This is a genomic window from Pantoea sp. X-Soil-MYKO-1289, from assembly GCF_059730625.1.
Genome location: NZ_AP036004.1, coordinates 1253303 through 1269764, shown reverse-complemented (window position 1 = coordinate 1269764; position 16462 = coordinate 1253303). Strand labels below are relative to the sequence as shown.

General features: G+C 59.4%; 18 protein-coding genes. 5 read left to right on the top strand and 13 right to left on the bottom strand.

Going from position 1 to position 16462, the window contains the following annotated elements; genetic code table 11:
* Window positions 1–5: 5 nt before the first annotated feature.
* The 9 genes from AC6I7Z_RS06085 to AC6I7Z_RS06045 form a co-directional block, all read right to left on the bottom strand.
* The gene (locus AC6I7Z_RS06085; RefSeq protein ID WP_497813512.1) at window positions 6–1022 is read right to left on the bottom strand and encodes a DUF979 domain-containing protein; all 1017 of its coding nucleotides are present in this window, start codon (window positions 1020–1022) and stop codon (window positions 6–8) included.
* Window positions 1022–1750 carry a DUF969 domain-containing protein gene (locus tag AC6I7Z_RS06080; protein WP_497813511.1) on the bottom strand — a complete coding sequence of 243 codons (729 nt, stop codon included), beginning with the start codon at window positions 1748–1750 and terminating at the stop codon, window positions 1022–1024. Before AC6I7Z_RS06080 ends, AC6I7Z_RS06085 begins: the two co-directional genes overlap by 1 nt.
* A gap of 54 nt (window positions 1751–1804) precedes the next feature.
* Complete coding sequence (gene pxpA, locus AC6I7Z_RS06075) at window positions 1805–2542, bottom strand: 5-oxoprolinase subunit PxpA (protein WP_497813510.1); 738 nt, start codon at window positions 2540–2542, stop codon at window positions 1805–1807.
* Complete coding sequence (pxpC, locus tag AC6I7Z_RS06070) at window positions 2532–3464, bottom strand: 5-oxoprolinase subunit PxpC (protein WP_497813509.1); 933 nt, start codon at window positions 3462–3464, stop codon at window positions 2532–2534. Before pxpC ends, pxpA begins: the two co-directional genes overlap by 11 nt.
* The gene (gene pxpB, locus AC6I7Z_RS06065; RefSeq protein WP_497813508.1) at window positions 3458–4114 is read right to left on the bottom strand and encodes a 5-oxoprolinase subunit PxpB; all 657 of its coding nucleotides are present in this window, start codon (window positions 4112–4114) and stop codon (window positions 3458–3460) included. The genes pxpC and pxpB overlap by 7 nt, the downstream gene beginning before the upstream one ends.
* Before the next feature lie 136 nt (window positions 4115–4250).
* Complete coding sequence (locus AC6I7Z_RS06060) at window positions 4251–4994, bottom strand: type 2 GTP cyclohydrolase I (protein WP_497813507.1); 744 nt, start codon at window positions 4992–4994, stop codon at window positions 4251–4253.
* Between the two features lie 17 nt (window positions 4995–5011).
* Window positions 5012–6439 (bottom strand): deoxyribodipyrimidine photo-lyase, encoded by a 1428-nt coding sequence (gene phrB, locus AC6I7Z_RS06055; protein ID WP_497813506.1) that lies wholly within the window; start codon window positions 6437–6439, stop codon window positions 5012–5014.
* A 1-nt stretch (window position 6440) separates the two neighbouring features.
* Complete coding sequence (locus tag AC6I7Z_RS06050) at window positions 6441–7397, bottom strand: YbgA family protein (RefSeq protein WP_497813505.1); 957 nt, start codon at window positions 7395–7397, stop codon at window positions 6441–6443.
* A 161-nt stretch (window positions 7398–7558) separates the two neighbouring features.
* Window positions 7559–7759, bottom strand: a complete 201-nt coding sequence (locus AC6I7Z_RS06045) for a YbfA family protein (RefSeq protein ID WP_497813504.1) — start codon at window positions 7757–7759, stop codon at window positions 7559–7561.
* A 233-nt stretch (window positions 7760–7992) separates the two neighbouring features.
* Here AC6I7Z_RS06045 and kdpE point away from each other — a divergent pair, with 233 nt between their 5' ends.
* Window positions 7993–8667: a two-component system response regulator KdpE gene (kdpE, locus tag AC6I7Z_RS06040; RefSeq protein ID WP_497813503.1), complete on the top strand. Its 675-nt coding sequence runs from the start codon at window positions 7993–7995 to the stop codon at window positions 8665–8667.
* A gap of 207 nt (window positions 8668–8874) precedes the next feature.
* Here kdpE and pgm read toward each other — a convergent pair whose 3' ends face one another.
* Together pgm and seqA are read right to left on the bottom strand one after the other, a co-directional pair.
* The gene (gene pgm / locus AC6I7Z_RS06035) at window positions 8875–10515 is read right to left on the bottom strand and encodes a phosphoglucomutase (alpha-D-glucose-1,6-bisphosphate-dependent) (protein WP_048786927.1); all 1641 of its coding nucleotides are present in this window, start codon (window positions 10513–10515) and stop codon (window positions 8875–8877) included.
* Window positions 10516–10540: 25 nt separating this feature from the next.
* Complete coding sequence (gene seqA, locus AC6I7Z_RS06030) at window positions 10541–11092, bottom strand: replication initiation negative regulator SeqA (protein ID WP_497813502.1); 552 nt, start codon at window positions 11090–11092, stop codon at window positions 10541–10543.
* Window positions 11093–11342: 250 nt separating this feature from the next.
* On the opposite strand from seqA, the gene ybfF reads away from it, so the two are divergent.
* From ybfF to fur, 4 genes are all read left to right on the top strand, one after another.
* Entirely contained in the window at window positions 11343–12107 is a 765-nt protein-coding gene (gene ybfF, locus AC6I7Z_RS06025; RefSeq protein WP_497813501.1) for an esterase, read from the top strand.
* A 155-nt stretch (window positions 12108–12262) separates the two neighbouring features.
* Window positions 12263–12538, top strand: coding sequence for a LexA regulated protein (ybfE, locus tag AC6I7Z_RS06020; RefSeq protein ID WP_033751760.1), 276 nt, complete (start codon window positions 12263–12265; stop codon window positions 12536–12538).
* 134 nt (window positions 12539–12672) lie between these two features.
* Window positions 12673–13203 (top strand): flavodoxin FldA, encoded by a 531-nt coding sequence (fldA, locus tag AC6I7Z_RS06015; protein ID WP_048786929.1) that lies wholly within the window; start codon window positions 12673–12675, stop codon window positions 13201–13203.
* A 354-nt stretch (window positions 13204–13557) separates the two neighbouring features.
* A complete protein-coding gene (gene fur / locus AC6I7Z_RS06010) occupies window positions 13558–14001 on the top strand; it encodes a ferric iron uptake transcriptional regulator (RefSeq protein WP_033751764.1) in 444 nt (147 codons plus the stop codon).
* 60 nt (window positions 14002–14061) lie between these two features.
* Here fur and AC6I7Z_RS06005 read toward each other — a convergent pair whose 3' ends face one another.
* Complete coding sequence (locus AC6I7Z_RS06005) at window positions 14062–14457, bottom strand: hypothetical protein (RefSeq protein WP_048786930.1); 396 nt, start codon at window positions 14455–14457, stop codon at window positions 14062–14064.
* A gap of 236 nt (window positions 14458–14693) precedes the next feature.
* Window positions 14694–16361 carry a glutamine--tRNA ligase gene (gene glnS / locus AC6I7Z_RS06000; RefSeq protein ID WP_497813500.1) on the bottom strand — a complete coding sequence of 556 codons (1668 nt, stop codon included), beginning with the start codon at window positions 16359–16361 and terminating at the stop codon, window positions 14694–14696.
* Window positions 16362–16462 lie beyond the last annotated feature (101 nt).

The following is a 16462-nucleotide window of genomic DNA, read 5'->3' as shown; positions in this document are numbered from 1 at the left end:
TGACCTCACCGGAACATCAGGAAATAGAGCAAAAACACGTTAACGATTAACAGTAGCACACCGGTCGGCACCTGAGCCTTGATCACCGCGTTGCGGTCCGGCAGCTCCAGCAGCGCGGCGGGCACGATATTGAAGTTGGCCGCCATCGGCGTCATCAGCGTGCCGCAGTAGCCTGAGAACATGCCGATCGCCGCCATCACGGCGGGATCGCCATGATGCTGCAGCACCAGAATTGGAATGCCGACGCCGGCGGTAATAATCGGGAACGCGGCGAAGGCGTTGCCCATCACCATGGTCAGCAGCGCCATGCCGACGGCGTAGACCGTGACGGCGACAAAGCGGTTATCGACCGCCAGATAGTTCTCCGTAAGATGGGAAATGGCGCTGCCGACGCCGGCGCTGGTGAAGAGCAGGCCAAGGGTGGCGAGAATTTGCGGCAGGATAAAGGCCCAGCCGATGGCATCCAGCAGGCGTCGCGTCTCCTGCATCGACTGCACCGGCTTCTCGTGCGTCATCTTCAGCGCAATCAGCCAGCCAAGCAGACAGCCGATCATCATGGAGAAGAGCGTCACCAGCGTCGAATGGTTGCCTGCGCCGAATACCGCTTCCTGCAGGCCGGGAATATGGTTAAAGGCGAGCACGCCAATGACCGTTACCACCGGAATCGCCAGCGCGGGCAGGAAAAGCCGGTTGCCGAGGCGGCGGGCGCTAACCTGCTTCTTCTCGTCGCTGCGCTGATGATAGCGTCCGAGGCGCACGCCGCCGCAGCCGGCGATCAACGCCATCGCCACCACCAGCACGCCGACGCCGATGTGCAGATAGCGCGTGCCCAGCTCCGTGGTGCCGAACAGCGCGCTCATCAGCTGCGTGGTCCAGTCGCCGACCAGAAAAATCAGCCCGTAGAGCGCCCAGAATAGGCCGGTGGTGAAGCGGCGTGGATTATGCGCATCGCGCCAGGAGAGCACGGCGACCACCAGCAGAATCAGGCCAGCCAGCCACATCAGATACTGTTGTTGAAACATTAGCGACCTCCTTTCGCTTTCAGCGCGTCGCCGTTCAGCGCCTGCAGCTCGCGCGCCAGCTTGCGGTCGAGGCGCACCAGGCGCGCCGAGTGGATTAGAAAGGCCGCCACGGCGGTAGGGATGCCCCAGACGGCGATATGCAGCGGCTCGGTCTGAATATTGGCCGACTCCAGCATAAAGTTGTGCATAAAGATAATCGCGCCGAAGGCGACGAAAATATCTTCGCCGAAGAAAAGCCCGACGTTATCCGTCGCCGCCGACATGGCGCGCAGACGATGCCGCACCTCCGGCGATACCTCGCCATAGCGGTTTTCGGTCGCGCCTTCCGCCATCGGGGCCAGCAGCGGACGCACCATCTGCGGATGACCGCCGAGGCTGGTCAGGCCGAGCGCCGCCGTCACCTCGCGCACAAAGAGATAGACGATCAGCAGGCGGCCGGCGGTGGCGGTTTTGATCTGCGCGATCCAGGCCTGCGCGCGCTCTTTCAGGCCGTGCCGCTCCAGCAGGCCGATAACGGCCAGCGGCAGCAGCAGGATCAGCGGCAGATTGCGGGTATTGAGAAAGCCCGCGCCCAGTTTTTCCAGAATATCGCCCAGCGGCATCAGCGCGGCAAAGCCGGTGACGAAGCCGGCGACAATCACCACCAGCACCGGATTGAAGCGCAGCAGAAAGCCGACGACGATTGCCGCAATGCCCAGAAGCGGCCAGAGGTTTATCACGTTATCCATGTTTACCCTTATGTTGAAAACGCCCGGCTGCGAGGCCGGGCAAAAAATGAAAATTCAGGCGCTGGTGACGGCGATCTGCTCGGCGGCGAAGAGGTCGCGCAGGCGCTCTGCAAACAGCAGCGCGTGCGCGCCGTCGCCGTGCAGACACACGGTCTGCGCGTTAACCGCGACCCACTCGCCGCTGACGCTCTCTACCCTTCCCTCTTTCACCATGGTCAGCGTCTGCTGGATAGCGCGCGCCTCTTCTTCAATCATCGCGCCCGGCTGGCTGCGCGGCACCAGCGCGCCGCTGCTGAGGTAGCCGCGATCGGCGAAGACCTCTTCGCGCGTGCGCAGCCCGTGGCGCGCGGCGGCGCGTATCGACTCGCTGCCCGCCAGCCCGACCAGGATCAGATCCGAGTCGATCGCCTTGACCGCGCGCGCGATGGCGTCCGCCAGCGTCGCGTCGACCGCCGCCTGGTTATAGAGCATGCCGTGCGGCTTCACGTGCGCCAGCCGCTCGCCTTCACTCTCCGCCAGGCTTTTCAGCGCGCCGATCTGATAGATCATCTGCGCATAGACCGTTTCCGGCGGCAGCTGCATGGCGGTGCGGCCGAAGTTCTCGCGATCCGGGAAGCTGGGATGCGCGCCGATGGCGACGCCGAATTCTTTCGCCCAGCGCACCGACTGCAGCATGGTCTGCGCGTCGCCGGCATGAAAGCCGCAGGCGATATTGGCCGAGCTGACCAGCTGCAGCAGCGCGCGATCGCTGTCGCCGCCTTCGCCGAGATCGGCGTTCAAATCAATTTTCATTCGCAAGTCCCCATGCCATATGCTCCAGCGCGCGCCGCTGATGCATGCGGGCCTGCATCGCGACCGGCAGCGAACACTGGAGAAAGTGAATCGGCTCGCCCAGACGGATCTGCGCCAGCTGATAGAGATCGGCGTCGATCACGCAGGCGATGCGCGGATAGCCGCCGGTGGTCTGCGCATCGGCCATCAGCACGATCGGCTGGCCGTTCGGCGGCACCTGCACCACGCCGGGCACCAGCCCGTGCGACAGCAGCTCACGCGCGGTTTCGCGCTTTAGCTCCGGCCCCTGCAAACGGTAGCCCATACGGTTGCTCTGCGGACTCAGCATCCAGGGGGTGCGCCAGAAGGCCTGCTGCGCCTCGCGGCTGAACTCGTGATATTCCGGCCCCGGCAGCGCGCGGATGCGGTTGCCCCACAGCAGCTGGCGGACGCCCGCTTTGCGCGTAAAGTGCTGCGTCGGCTTGCCGAGCGGCAAACGGTCGCCATCTTCCAGCTTGCGTCCTTCCCAGCCGCCGAAGCCCGCTTTCAGATCGGTGCTGAGAGAGCCGAGCATCGGTGCGACGTCGAAGCCGCCGTGAATCGCCAGATAGCTGCGCATGCCGTGCAGCGGCATGGAGAGCGTCAGCACCTGCCCTTTCCTCACCGGCAGCCGCCAGCCGGTCCAGACCGGTTTATCGTCCAGTTCGGCATTGCAGGCGGCGCCGGTCAGGGCGAACCAGCCGTCGCGCATAAATTCAGCCTTGAACTGGCCAAGCACAATCTCCAGCACCGCGCTGTCTGGCGCGTTGCCGACCAGCAGGTTGGCGGTGCGCATCGCAGGCAGGTCGAGCACCCCGCCGACGCTGATGCCCGACTGCCGCCAGCCGGTACGGCCGCTGTCCTGAAGCGTGGTCGCCAGTCCGGCGCGCAGGATCCTCAACATACTCCCTCCTTTTGCGGCACAAAGCGCACGCTGTCGCCGGGACGCAGCAGCGTCGGCGGCTGCTGACGCGGATTAAACAGCGCGACGGGCGTTCGCCCCAGCAGCTGCCAGCCGCCCGGCGTGGCGAGCGGATAGATGCCGGTCTGGCTGCCGCCGATGCCCACCGAGCCGGCCGGCACGCTGACGCGCGGTTCGGCGCGACGCGGCGTGTGGAGACGGTCGTCAAGGCCGCCCAGATAGGGGAATCCCGGCTGAAAGCCGATAAAATAGACCACGTAGTCGATGCTGCTGTGCAGCTCCACCACCTGCTGCGGCGTCAGGCCGGCGTGGTCAGCCACCACCTGTAGATCCGGCCCGGCGTCGTTGCCGTAGATCACCGGGATCTCTACCAGCCGCGACGTCGCCTCCAGCGCCTCGCTCTCTTCCCACCAGCGCTGCAGATGTTCGATGGCGTCCAGCGCGTTCTGCTGCGGGTCGCGCAGCAGCAGCGTGATGTTGTTCATGCCTGGAATCACTTCCGCCACCTGCTCATGCTGCTGCAGATGCTGCGTTAATCCCCAAATGCGCTGCTGGCTTTGCAGCGATACCGGTGGTTCAAGCTCCAGCACCACCGCCTGTTCGCCAAGCAGATAACATCGTGCTCGTTGCAAATTCCACCTCCACTTTTCCGCTGCGCAACGCGCGCGGCGGCTGCTGATTATCAGAACAAAGCGAATAGTTATGCGAAAGTGTCAGAACGCTGTCAACAGATTTGCGCCCGAAAGCGGGCGCACGGGAGGAGAATAATCAGGCGGGATTGGGAATATCGATAAAGGTGACGTCCAGGCCATGCTCGCTGGCCAGCCACTCGCCCAGCGCTTTGATTCCGCCGCGTTCGGTGGCGTGATGGCCGGCGGCGAAGAAGTGAAGCCCCTGTTCGCGAGCGCTGTGGATGGTCTGCTCGGAGACTTCGCCGGTGATAAAGGCATCGACGCCGAAGGCAGCCGCGCTGTCGATAAATCCCTGGCCGCCGCCGCTGCACCAGGCGACGCGACGGATCTGCGCCGGCGCGTTGTCGCCGCAGTGCAGCGGCGTGCGGCCCAGTTTTTCTTCGATGCGCTGCGCCAGCGCCTCGCCGCTCAGCGGCGTGGCCAGCTCGCCCCAGAAGACCAGCGGCTGCACCTCGCCTTTCACGTCGATATCCAGCAGCTTCGCCAGCTGAGCGTTATTGCCCAGCGTCGGATGGGCGTCGAGCGGCAGATGCCAGCCGTAGAGATTGATATCGTTCGCCAGCAGCGCGCGCAGGCGGTTGCGCTTCATGCCTTTGATGACCGCCGGCTCGCTTTTCCAGAAATAGCCGTGATGCACCAGAATCGCATCGGCGTTGCGCGACACGGCCTCATCCACCAGCGCCTGGCTGGCGGTCACGCCGGTGATCAGGGTTTTAACTTCGGTTCGTCCCTCAACCTGCAGGCCGTTCGGCGCATAGTCGCTGAAGGCGCCGCTGTTTAGCTGCTGATTGACGATCTGTTCCAGTTCGTAATGATTCATAACGGCTCCATGCCGCCTCAGGCTGCGTTTTTCGCGCGCACAAAGGCGTCTAATGTCTTTTTACGGGCCTGCTTATGTTCCACGATTGGCGACGGATAATCGAGTCTCTTGTGGTTTTTCTCCGCCCAGCGCTGCGGCTGATGAATATCACTGTCCGGCACCTCTTTTAGCTCCGGCAGCCACTGGCGGATAAATTCGCCCTGACGATCGAAGCGTTCGCCCTGCGTCGTCGGGTTAAAGATGCGGAAGTACGGCACCGGATCGGTGCCGGTCGACGCCGCCCACTGCCAGCCGCCGTTGTTGGCCGCCAGATCGCCGTCGATCAGGTTTTGCATGAAGTAACGCTCCCCTTCGCGCCAGTCGATCAGCAGATCCTTCACCAGAAAGCTGGCGGCGATCATGCGCAGCCGGTTATGCATCCAGCCCAGCGCTTTCATCTGCCGCATCGCCGCATCCACGATGGGATAGCCGGTTTTGCCCGCCTGCCACGCGGCGAAGTGCGCGTCGTTGCGCTGCCAGTCAACGTGGCGCGTCCATTCGACAAAAGGCTGATGCCTGCAAAGCGCCGGAAACGCCACCATCAGATGACGATAAAACTCGCGCCAGATTAGCTCGTTGAGCCAGGTGAAAAGGTTGCTCTCCTCCAGCGCGCGCGGGTGCTCTTTCAGCACGCGATGCAGACACTGACGCGGCGACAGCACGCCGGTGGCGAGATAGACCGAGAGGCGGCTGGTGCCGTCTACCGCTGGCGTATCGCGCGCCGTGCTGTAGTCGACGATCGGCTGGCGGGCGAAATGGCGCAGCCGCTCCAGCGCCGCACGCTCGCCAGGCGGGAAGCGTTCGCGGTCATACTCTTCCATGGGATAGTCGAAGTGCGCTGGCGCGGCCCCCGCCTTAATGGCGCCGTCGCCGCGCGGTTTCGGCGCGGCGACGCACTCCGGCAGCGCCTGCTGCAGCCGCCGCACAAAAGCTTTGCTGAACGGGGTATAGACTTTGTACATCTTGCCGTCGCCGGTCTGTACGCTGCCCGGCGGCAGCAGCAGGCTGTCGTCGAAGCCCTGGCAGACCACGCCCGCCTTATCGAGGCGTTTTTCCGCCTCGGCGTCGCGCTTGCGCTCGTTCAGCTCATACTGGTAGTTGTAAAACAACGCATCGACGCGGTGCTTTTCGCAGAAGGCGCTCAGCAGATCGATCGACGCGGCGAAATCGTCGCACGCCTGCGTAAACAGCGTAATGCCGCGATCGGCCAGCGCCTGCTGCAGTTCGAGCAGGCTGTCGTAGATAAAAGCCGCCTGTTTTGGCGCCATATCGTGCTGACGCCACTGCTGCGGCGTGGCGATAAACAGCGCGATCACCTTTGCGTCGGGATCGCGGCAGGCGGCGCTCAGCGCCAGGTTATCGTTCACGCGTAAGTCGTTACGCAGCCAGACTAAATGAGTGCGCATCTTACTGGCCGTAGCGCAGTCGCAGCGCCTCCGGGTAGGGATCGAAGTAGCGCTGCTGCGTCAGCCAGGGATGCGGATACTGCGACATGTAGTGCTTAAGCATGGTGATCGGCGCCAGCAGCGGCTGCACGCCGCAGCGGTAGCGATCGATCAGTTCCGCCAGCTCCTGACGCTGCGGGGAGCTGAGCTGACGACGGAAATAGCCCTGCGCATGCATCAGCACGTTGGTGTGGTTGCGACGCGAGGCGGGCTGCGACAGCAGTTCCATCATGCGGTTACGGTATTCAAAGGCGAAGGCTTCCAGCGAATCCCACTGGCTCATCGAGGCGACGAACGGGCCGAGCTCGCGGTATTTCTCCTGCGAATGCGCCAGCATCAGCAGCTTGTAGCGGCTGTGGAAGGCGATAAGCTGCGCGCGCGTAAGCCCGCGCTGCCACATCTGGTTAAACTCGTGCAGCGCGCAGATGCGTCCGACGAAGTTTTCGCGCAGCGCCGGATCGTGCAGCCGACCATCCTCTTCCATCGGCAGCCAGGGCATCTCCGCCTTGAGCTTTTCGGCGAACAGTCCCATACCCGCTTTACGGTTGTTATTGGTGTCGGGTTCATAGACGCGCACGCGCTCCATACCGCAGCTGGGCGATTTGGCGCACAGAATGTAGCCGCACAGGTGATGCAGCGATTTAACCCGCTGCGCAGACCAGTCGTTCATCTGCTGGGTCAGCTCTTCGCCGCCCTCTTTGCTGAAGCAGAGATGGATCTCTTCATCGCCCTGCTTCACCAGCCGCAGCGCCGGACGCGGCGTCGGCAGGCCTATCGCCATTTCGGGGCAGATCGGTTCAAAGCGTACAAAGGGTGCAAGCTCGTTGACGGCAAACGCCAGACGTTTATGACCGCCGTCAAAACGGACTTGCTCTCCCAGCAGGCAGGCACTGATACCCAACGGAATTTTTACGCTCATACTTGTACAACCTCCGAAATCTTGTAGAGGTTTAAGTGTAGCTGAAAATTGAATGAATAACAGCCTCAAGCCAGGGCTGGAGAGGCTTTTCTCTTTGACAGGGCTTCAGAAACAACAAAGCCCGATGGGGGAATCGGGCTCTGTTTTGCAATGCGGACGGATTACCAGAAGACGCCGCCTGCGGCTTCGCTCTGCGCCAGCCAGACCGGCTTGGCGCTGGTTTTGCACCACATGCGATGGAGATAGCTGTAGAAGCGCGCCCGATCCTGGCGAAACAGCATCACCGGCAGCGCCGCCACGCCCAGCAGGATAACCAGCGCACGACGCAACAGAATTTTATACATGGGATACTTTTGATACATGGTTGGCCTCCTTTAAAGCGGTGAGTGAAATGTGATCTTGCTCAGATATTACGCTTCTCTGTGTAATTTTACTACTCATCCGACCACTATTTTTCCTTTTTAAGCGTCACCTTCAGATAATAGTGAAAGTAAGTTACAAAATGGTTAAAGGGTTGATCGCCTTATGATCAATTCGCAGCCGGATATTTTGCTGCTACAGTAGCGCCAGGTTTTCAGGCATGGAGCACCGCTGCGTGGCCACCGTACTTATCGTTGAAGATGAAAAAGAGATCCGGCGCTTTGTGCGTCTTGCGCTGGAAGGCGAAGCGCTGAAGGTGTTTGACGCCGATACGCTGCAGCGCGGGCTGATTGAGGCGGCGACGCGCAAGCCCGATCTGGTGATCCTCGATTTAGGCCTGCCGGACGGCGACGGACGCGACTTTATCCGCGAGCTGCGCCAGTGGAGCGCCGTGCCGGTGATTGTGCTGTCGGCGCGCGTGGACGAGCAGGATAAGATCGACGCGCTCGACGTCGGCGCAGACGACTATCTGACCAAGCCCTTCGGTATTGGCGAACTGCTGGCGCGCGTGCGCGTGGCGCTGCGGCGTCATCCCGGCCAGCAGCCGGAACCGGTGATCCGTTTCGCCGACGTTAGCGTCGATCTCGCCGCGCGCCGCGTGGTGCGCGCCGATGGCGAGGTGCATCTGACGCCGATTGAGTTTCGCCTGCTGGGCGTGCTGCTGAGCAATGTCGGGAAGGTGCTGACGCAGCGCCAGCTACTGAGCCAGGTCTGGGGACCGAATGCGGTCGAGCACAGCCACTATCTGCGCATCTATATGGCGCATCTGCGCCAGAAGCTGGAGGCGGATCCGGCGCAGCCGAAGCATCTGCTGACCGAAACCGGCATCGGCTACCGCTTTATGCCATAAAAAAAGCGCCCAGAGGGCGCTTGATGCATGTGTCACTGTGCAGACGCGGATGGCATGGGCCGATCGCAAAGTCGCTTTACGCATCCATGCTCGCTCGGCCCGCGACCTCCCTGTCGCGGGACGCTTTGCTCTTCGGTCCATGCCATCCGCGTTTTGAATACTGAGCCGCCTGAAAAACCCTCTGGTTTACCAGCCAGCTCAATATTATCAGGCGTTTTTCAGCACTTCGCTGACGATCTCTACCGCTTCTTTCTCAATCTGCGCGCGATGCTCGGCGCCCAGGAAGCTTTCGCAGTAGATCTTGTAGGCATCTTCGGTGCCTGACGGACGCGCGGCGAACCAGCCGTTTTCCGTCATCACTTTCAGACCGCCGATAGAGGCGCCGTTGCCCGGCGCCGCCGTCAGGCGCGCGGTGATCGGATCGCCCGCCAGGGTGTCGGCGCTGACCATCTCCGGCGACAGCTTCGACAGCGCCGCTTTCTGCGCAGAAGTTGCAGGCGCCTGCAGACGGTTGTAGCTCGGCGCGCCGAAGCGCGCAGCCAGCTCGTCATAGTGCTGCTGCGGGTTTTTGCCGGTAACCGCGGTGATTTCCGCCGCCAGCAGGCAGAGAATGATGCCGTCTTTATCGGTCGACCAGGCGGAGCCGTCGAAACGCAGGAATGAGGCGCCCGCGCTCTCTTCGCCGCCAAAGCCGAAGCTGCCGTCGAACAGGCCGTCAACGAACCACTTAAAGCCTACCGGCACTTCCACCAGCTTGCGGCCGATATCGTTAACCACGCGGTCAATCATCGCGCTGGAGACCAGCGTTTTGCCGACGGCAACCTCTTTGCCCCACTGCGGACGATGCTGGAACAGGTAGTTGATGGCCACGGCCAGATAGTGGTTCGGGTTCATCAGGCCCGCCGGCGTCACGATGCCGTGACGGTCATAGTCCGGGTCGTTGCCGAACGCCAGGTCGAACTTGTCTTTATAGGCCAGCAGACCCGCCATGGCGCATTCAGAAGAGCAGTCCATGCGCACCACGCCGTCTTTATCCAGATGCATAAAGCGGAAGGTCTGGTCGATGGCGTCGTTGACGATGGTCAGGTCGAGGTTGTAGTGCTCGGCGATGCGCTTCCAGTACTCCATGCCGGAGCCGCCCAGCGGATCGACGCCCAGCTTCAGGCCCGCTTTCTGGATAGCAGCGAAGTCGATCACCTGCGCCAGCCCTTCTACGTAAGGCTGGATCAGATCTTTCTCGACGATACGGCCGCTTGCCCATGCCTGATCCAGCGGCAGACGTTTAACCTCTTGCAGGCCCGCTTTAATCAGCTGGTTGGCGCGATCCTCGACCACTTTGGTGACGTTGGTGTCGGCCGGGCCGCCGTTCGGCGGGTTGTACTTGATGCCGCCATCTTCCGGCGGGTTGTGCGACGGCGTAATCACGATGCCGTCCGCCTGCGCGCCGCCCTGCTTGTTGTGCTCAAGGATAGCGTTGGAGATAGCTGGCGTCGGCGTGTAGCCGTTGTCCTGCTGCACGATGACGTCTACGCCGTTGGCGGCCAGCACTTCCAGCACCGACAGAATCGCCGGCTCAGAGAGCGCGTGCGTATCTTTACCGACATAGCAGGGTCCGGTAATGCCGTTTTTCTTGCGCTCTTCCGCGATGGCCTGCGCGATCGCCAGAATATGGTGCTCGTTAAAGCTCTGGCGTCCTGCGCTGCCGCGATGCCCGGAGGTGCCGAATTTCACCGCATGGTCCGGATTCGCCACGTCGGGCTGCAGGACATAATACTGTGATGTTAACTGTGCAACGTTAATCAAATCGCTCTGCTGGGCGGGTTGCCCGGCACGGGGGTGACTGGCCATTGGCGCTTCTCCCTGACGCTTCAGTTTAAATGGTGCCGCAAACTTTCTCTGCCAGCTCCTGCGGGAACTGCATTGAGACCATGATGTGTTCCACCATGCTGCATTTACGGCCGGTATTGGTATTGGTGATCACCCAGTACGGCGTGCCGGGGACATGCTTCGGCTTCGTATGGGTGCCATTTTGCAACAGCGTTTGCTCGTCGCCCGCAAAATAGACGCGAGTACGGCCCTGCAGCGAGGCAGTGGCTTCAGCAAACGCCGAAGGATCAAGACGATAGAGGGTTGAGAGAACCATCATAAAGCGATTGACCGCTTTCTTCTGTTCGGCATATTCGTCGGACAGCAGCAGCTCACGCACGGCGCGCACGCGATCCTGCGGGCGGTTTTCCGCGCGCACCGGCTGGATCGTTTTTTGCGCCGCCTCGCCAGCGGCTAACGGCGCCGCTGCCGCAGGCGCGCTTTGACCGGCATTAAATTTTAGCATCCGCCGTAAAATGTCAGAGGCGCTCTCGCCGATATGTTGCGTGTGGCTGGCGATATAGCGGTAGAGGTCTTCGTCAACTTCAATCGTTTTCATCTTTTTCCGTACGGTTTCGACTCGTGACAGAACCACGCCAGCCTGAAAAACGCCGTTGCAACACTCGGTTGTTCGCGGAGCGGGCGGGTTCTAACATAAGGATTATAAAGTTAAATCCAGGCGGGCTGATAGCCTTCGCACGCTCATACGGCAAAAGTCGGAATATGCCCTAAAGCCTGCCGTGTCGTCGCGCCTGGAAAGGTGAAAGCATGATAACCTAACCCAAGGTCCCCATCTTAAGAACTTTGCCATGATTTTAAATGCTCGTCTGCAAACTGACCAATCAATCGCTGATTCCTTGCCCATCCTGCTTATTCACGGCCTGTTCGGCAGTCTGGATAACCTCGGCGTGCTGGCGCGCGGCCTTAAAGACGCAGGCCCGCTGATACAGGTGGATGTGCGCAACCACGGCCTGTCGCCGCGCGCCGACGAGATGAGCTATCGCGCCATGGCGCAGGATATGCTCGACACCCTGGACGCGCACCAGATCGATCGCGTCGCCGTTATCGGCCACTCGATGGGCGGAAAAATTGCCATGGCGATGAGCGCGCTGGCGCCGCAGCGCCTGGAAAGGCTGGTGATGATCGACATCGCGCCGGTGGATTATCAGACGCGACGCCACGATGAGATTTTCGCCGCCATCCGCGCCGTTAGCGACGCAGGCGTGCGCCAGCGCAGCGAGGCCGCGCAGGTGATGCGCACGCATATTAAAGAAGAAGGCGTTATCCAGTTTATTCTCAAATCGTTTCAGGATGGGGAGTGGCGCTTCAACGTTCCGGCGCTATGGGAAAATTACGCTACAATATCTGGCTGGGAAGCGGTGCCGCCCTGGCCGCATCCTGCGCTCTTTATACGCGGCGGCGACTCGCCCTATCTCGACAACCAGCATCGCGACGCGCTGCTGCGTCAGTTTCCCGCCGCGCATGCGCACGTCATCAGCGGCGCCGGCCACTGGGTGCACGCCGAGAAACCTGATGCCGTATTGCGCAGCGTCCGCCGCTTTTTTGCGCTTTAAAAGCAAAAGCTTGCCGTTCGCGGTTTAGCATTGGCGTCATCACTTCGGCTGGAGTATGATGGCGCGCTAAATTTTGCCGCTGCTCATTTTTTTGCCGCGGCAATGGCCCATTTCGTGATAAACGCGCCTGCTCGCGCCGCTAGTTTTACTAACCCATGGCAAAAGAACACACTGACCGCACCACGCTGGATCTGTTTGCAAACGAGCGTCGGCCCGGTCGACCGAAAACCAGTCCGCTCTCGCGTGATGAACAGCTGCGCATCAATAAGCGCAATCAACTGAAACGTGACAAAGTGCGCGGGCTGCGTCGTGTCGAACTTAAAATGACCAGCGAAGCCGTGGATGCGTTAAACACCCTGGCTGAGCAGCGCAATATCAGCCGCAGCGAACTGATTGAACAAATGCTGCTGGCGCAACTCAAACTGGGCTGAATAGCGTAAAGCGCACGCAGAAGCAAATGGAGCGGCTTTTCGAGTTCCGCCCTTTTGCCCGCTCTGCTATCATTCGCTTAATTGTGCGCTCTGCGCATGCACTCATTATCAGGATTTAAGAGGTTATTTACCCCATGGCAATCGTAGGCATCTTCTTTGGCAGCGATACCGGCAACACCGAAAACATTGCAAAAATGATCCAGAAACAGCTGGGCAAAGAGGTTGCGGAAGTGCACGACATTGCCAAGAGCACGAAAGAAGATCTCGAGGCGTTCGATATCCTGCTGCTGGGCATTCCGACCTGGTACTACGGCGAAGCGCAGTGCGACTGGGACGACTTCTTCCCAACGCTGGAGGAGATCGATTTCAACGGCAAGCTGGTGGCGCTGTTCGGCTGCGGCGATCAGGAAGACTACGCGGAATATTTCTGCGACGCGATGGGCACCATTCGCGACATTATCGAGCCGAACGGCGCGGTGATCGTCGGCCACTGGCCGACCGAAGGCTACCATTTCGAAGCCTCTAAAGGCCTGGCGGACGACAAGCACTTCCTCGGCCTGGCGATTGACGAAGATCGTCAGCCGGAACTGACCAACCAGCGCGTCGAGGCCTGGGTTAAGCAGATTTATGATGAGCTGCAGCTGCAGGCGATCATCGAAGCCTGATTACCCACATACTCAATGTGGGCGCTGGCTCACATTGAGTTAAAGGTTTTTCCTATAGAAATAATAGCTACAGTTTTTTAACTTTTATCTCTGATTCTGTACAATACCCACATCGGTTATCTGCTTATTTCTTCCGCGAGGTCAGGAAGTTAGCGAGATGATAACGAACCTCCTGCATTTCTCCGCCCGGCGCCGTTACGCATCTTCTTACAGCCCGTGTTGATTTCAGGCGTTTCCCTCGGTTTTCATTTCAAAACTTCACCTCTATAATGAGACGCAAATGAGAATAGACACCGAACGACATTCAAGGCAAGGCGCCTCAAGTAACCAGCAAAGTAACAGGACAATATCCGCATGACTGACAACAATACCGCATTAAAGAAGGCTGGCCTGAAAGTCACGCTGCCCAGACTTAAAATTCTGGAAGTGCTTCAGGAACCTCAGTGCCATCACGTCAGCGCGGAAGATCTGTATAAACGCCTGATTGATATGGGCGAAGAGATTGGTCTGGCTACCGTTTATCGCGTACTGAACCAGTTTGACGATGCGGGCATCGTTACGCGTCACAACTTCGAAGGCGGGAAATCGGTTTTCGAACTGACTCAGCAGCATCATCACGATCACCTGATCTGCCTCGACTGCGGCAAAGTCATCGAATTCAGCGACGAATCGATCGAATCACGCCAGCGAGATATTGCTACCCGTCACGGCATCAAGCTGACGAACCATAGCCTCTATCTCTACGGACACTGCTCGCTGGGCGATTGCCGCGAAGACGAAACGCTCCACGATCAGTAAAGATGTGCGCTATGCAGTAATGCTAAAAGCCGGTCTGCGTACCGGCTTTTTTTATGGCCGTCAGGCGACCAGCGTTTCGTGCAGATAGCGCCAGCGGGGAATTGAGGTCGTGCAGTCGAGGATCGCCAGCGAGATGCGCGCCTGATCGCTGCCGTTCATCATCTGCAGCTCGCGATATTGAATAGTGACCTCATCTTTGCCCTGAGAGATCACCGCGTGCTCGCTGGTGGCAATGCGCATGCCTTCGCGGCGCCCCTGTAACTGCCGAAACAGCTCTTCGGTTTGATTTAAATCGAGTAGCCGCCCCTGCGGCGTCACCATGCGGAAATCGGGATGGAAGTGTGAAAGCAGCAGATCGAAGGTATCGTCTTCGCCTGAAGGCTGATTGAATATACGTTCGATTAACTGATGTAAAACTACCACGCTGTGTTTTGCTTCCTGACCAAGAGCCGTCATCATTTTTCCTTTTTATGCCCGCATAGCCTCTTCAAAGAGCGAATAGCCTACCTGAAAAAATGAAATTCACATCTGTAAATTGATTAATTTTCGTTAACTCAGACAACGCCCATACTGGTCCGACAAGTAGTAATTGTTTGTTACAGAACAAAAAATTGCCTTGCGGCTGATTGCAGCTATAAAAAAGGGCGATTGCTCGCCCTGTAGTGATTTTATCATGCCGTTAATGCAAAAATTTAATCGCCGATTTTTGCCCAGGTGTCGCGCAGGCCCACGGTGCGGTTAAACACCAGCTGGTTGGGACGCGAATAGCGGCTGTCGGCGCAGAAGTAGCCTTCACGCTCAAACTGATAAGGCGCTTCCGGGCTGGCGTTCTGCAAACCTGGCTCGACGAATCCCTGACGAATTTCCAGCGAGTTCGGATTGATGGTGGTCAGGAAATCCTCTTCCGCGCCAGGATTCGGCACGCTGAACAGGCGATCGTAAAGGCGGAATTCCGCCGGCAGCGCGTGGTCTGCGGAGACCCAGTGGATCACGCCCTTCACCTTGCGGCCGTCAGCCGGATCTTTGCTCAGGGTATCGACGTCGCAGGTGCAGTAGATGCAGGTGATATTCCCCTCTTCATCTTTTGCCACACGCTCGGCGCGGATCACGTAAGCGTTGCGCAGACGCACCTCTTTGCCCAGCACCAGACGTTTGTACTGCTTATTGGCCTCTTCACGGAAGTCAGCGCGATCGATCCAGACCTCACGGCCAAACGGCACGTCGCGGGTGCCCATCTCCGGCTTGTTCGGATGATTTGGCATGGTGATGATTTCGTTATGGCCGGCCGGCAGGTTCTCAATCACCACTTTCAGCGGATCGAGCACCGCCATGGCGCGCGGCGCGTTTTCGTTCAGATCGTCGCGAATGCAGGATTCCAGCGACGCCATCTCCACCACGTTATCCTGTTTGGTGACGCCGATACGGCGGCAGAACTCGCGGATAGAGGCGGCGGTGTAGCCGCGACGGCGCAGGCCCGAAACGGTCAGCATGCGCGGATCGTCCCAGCCTTCCACCACGTTTTCGTTGACCAGCTGCGTCAGCTTGCGCTTCGACATCACCGCATATTCGAGGTTAAGACGCGAAAACTCATACTGGCGCGGATGCACGGGTATAGAGATGTTATCCAGCACCCAGTCATAGAGGCGACGGTTGTCCTGGAACTCCAGCGTACAGAGCGAATGGGTAATATTTTCCAGCGCATCGGAGATGCAGTGGGTAAAGTCATACATCGGATAGATGCACCACTTTTTGCCGGTCTGGTGATGTTCGGCGAACTTAATGCGGTAGAGCACCGGATCGCGCATCACGATAAAGCTGGACGCCATATCGATTTTGGCGCGCAGGCAGGCTTTACCCTCGGCGAATTCGCCGTTGCGCATTTTTTCGAACAGCGCCAGGTTCTCTTCGACGCTGCGATCGCGATAGGGGCTGTTTTTGCCCGGCGCGGTCAGGGTGCCGCGATATTCGCGGATCTCTTCCGGCGTCAGTTCGTCGACATAGGCCAGACCTTTATTGATCAGTTCAACCGCGTAGTGATAGAGCTGATCGAAGTAATCTGAGGAATAACGAACGTCACCACTCCACTCAAAGCCCAGCCACTGCACGTCGCGCTTGATGGACTCGACGAACTCCATATCCTCTTTAACCGGATTGGTGTCGTCGAAACGCAGGTTGCACTGACCCTGATAGTCCTGAGCGATGCCGAAGTTCAGGCAGATCGATTTAGCATGGCCGATATGCAGGTAGCCATTGGGCTCAGGCGGAAAACGGGTATGCACGCTACTGTGCTTGCCGCTCGCCAAATCTTCGTCGATGATCTGACGAATAAAGTTAGTTGGGCGGGCTTCAGCCTCACTCATCTCTCAATCCTCAATACGTATAGCGGGTGGTTTGTACCACGAAGTAACGGAGTATGATCCACAAAGCGTCGAAGGGAAACAACCGGTTTGTTAAGGCGATA

Excerpts from the sequence above, each read along its gene's own strand:
- AC6I7Z_RS06085 (WP_497813512.1), bottom strand. The coding sequence starts at position 1,022 with ATGTTTCAACAACAGTATCTGATGTGGCTGGCTGGCCTGATTCTGCTG.
- AC6I7Z_RS06005 (WP_048786930.1), bottom strand. The coding sequence starts at position 14,457 with ATGACGGCTCTTGGTCAGGAAGCAAAACACAGCGTGGTAGTTTTACAT.
- AC6I7Z_RS06045 (WP_497813504.1), bottom strand. The coding sequence starts at position 7,759 with ATGTATCAAAAGTATCCCATGTATAAAATTCTGTTGCGTCGTGCGCTG.
- seqA (WP_497813502.1), bottom strand. The coding sequence starts at position 11,092 with ATGAAAACGATTGAAGTTGACGAAGACCTCTACCGCTATATCGCCAGC.
- pxpC (WP_497813509.1), bottom strand. The coding sequence starts at position 3,464 with ATGTTGAGGATCCTGCGCGCCGGACTGGCGACCACGCTTCAGGACAGC.
- ybfE (WP_033751760.1), top strand. The coding sequence starts at position 12,263 with ATGGCAAAAGAACACACTGACCGCACCACGCTGGATCTGTTTGCAAAC.
- glnS (WP_497813500.1), bottom strand. The coding sequence starts at position 16,361 with ATGAGTGAGGCTGAAGCCCGCCCAACTAACTTTATTCGTCAGATCATC.
- pxpA (WP_497813510.1), bottom strand. The coding sequence starts at position 2,542 with ATGAAAATTGATTTGAACGCCGATCTCGGCGAAGGCGGCGACAGCGAT.
- AC6I7Z_RS06080 (WP_497813511.1), bottom strand. The coding sequence starts at position 1,750 with ATGGATAACGTGATAAACCTCTGGCCGCTTCTGGGCATTGCGGCAATC.
- pgm (WP_048786927.1), bottom strand. The coding sequence starts at position 10,515 with ATGGCCAGTCACCCCCGTGCCGGGCAACCCGCCCAGCAGAGCGATTTG.
- fldA (WP_048786929.1), top strand. The coding sequence starts at position 12,673 with ATGGCAATCGTAGGCATCTTCTTTGGCAGCGATACCGGCAACACCGAA.
- ybfF (WP_497813501.1), top strand. The coding sequence starts at position 11,343 with ATGATTTTAAATGCTCGTCTGCAAACTGACCAATCAATCGCTGATTCC.
- phrB (WP_497813506.1), bottom strand. The coding sequence starts at position 6,439 with ATGCGCACTCATTTAGTCTGGCTGCGTAACGACTTACGCGTGAACGAT.
- fur (WP_033751764.1), top strand. The coding sequence starts at position 13,558 with ATGACTGACAACAATACCGCATTAAAGAAGGCTGGCCTGAAAGTCACG.
- AC6I7Z_RS06060 (WP_497813507.1), bottom strand. The coding sequence starts at position 4,994 with ATGAATCATTACGAACTGGAACAGATCGTCAATCAGCAGCTAAACAGC.
- AC6I7Z_RS06050 (WP_497813505.1), bottom strand. The coding sequence starts at position 7,397 with ATGAGCGTAAAAATTCCGTTGGGTATCAGTGCCTGCCTGCTGGGAGAG.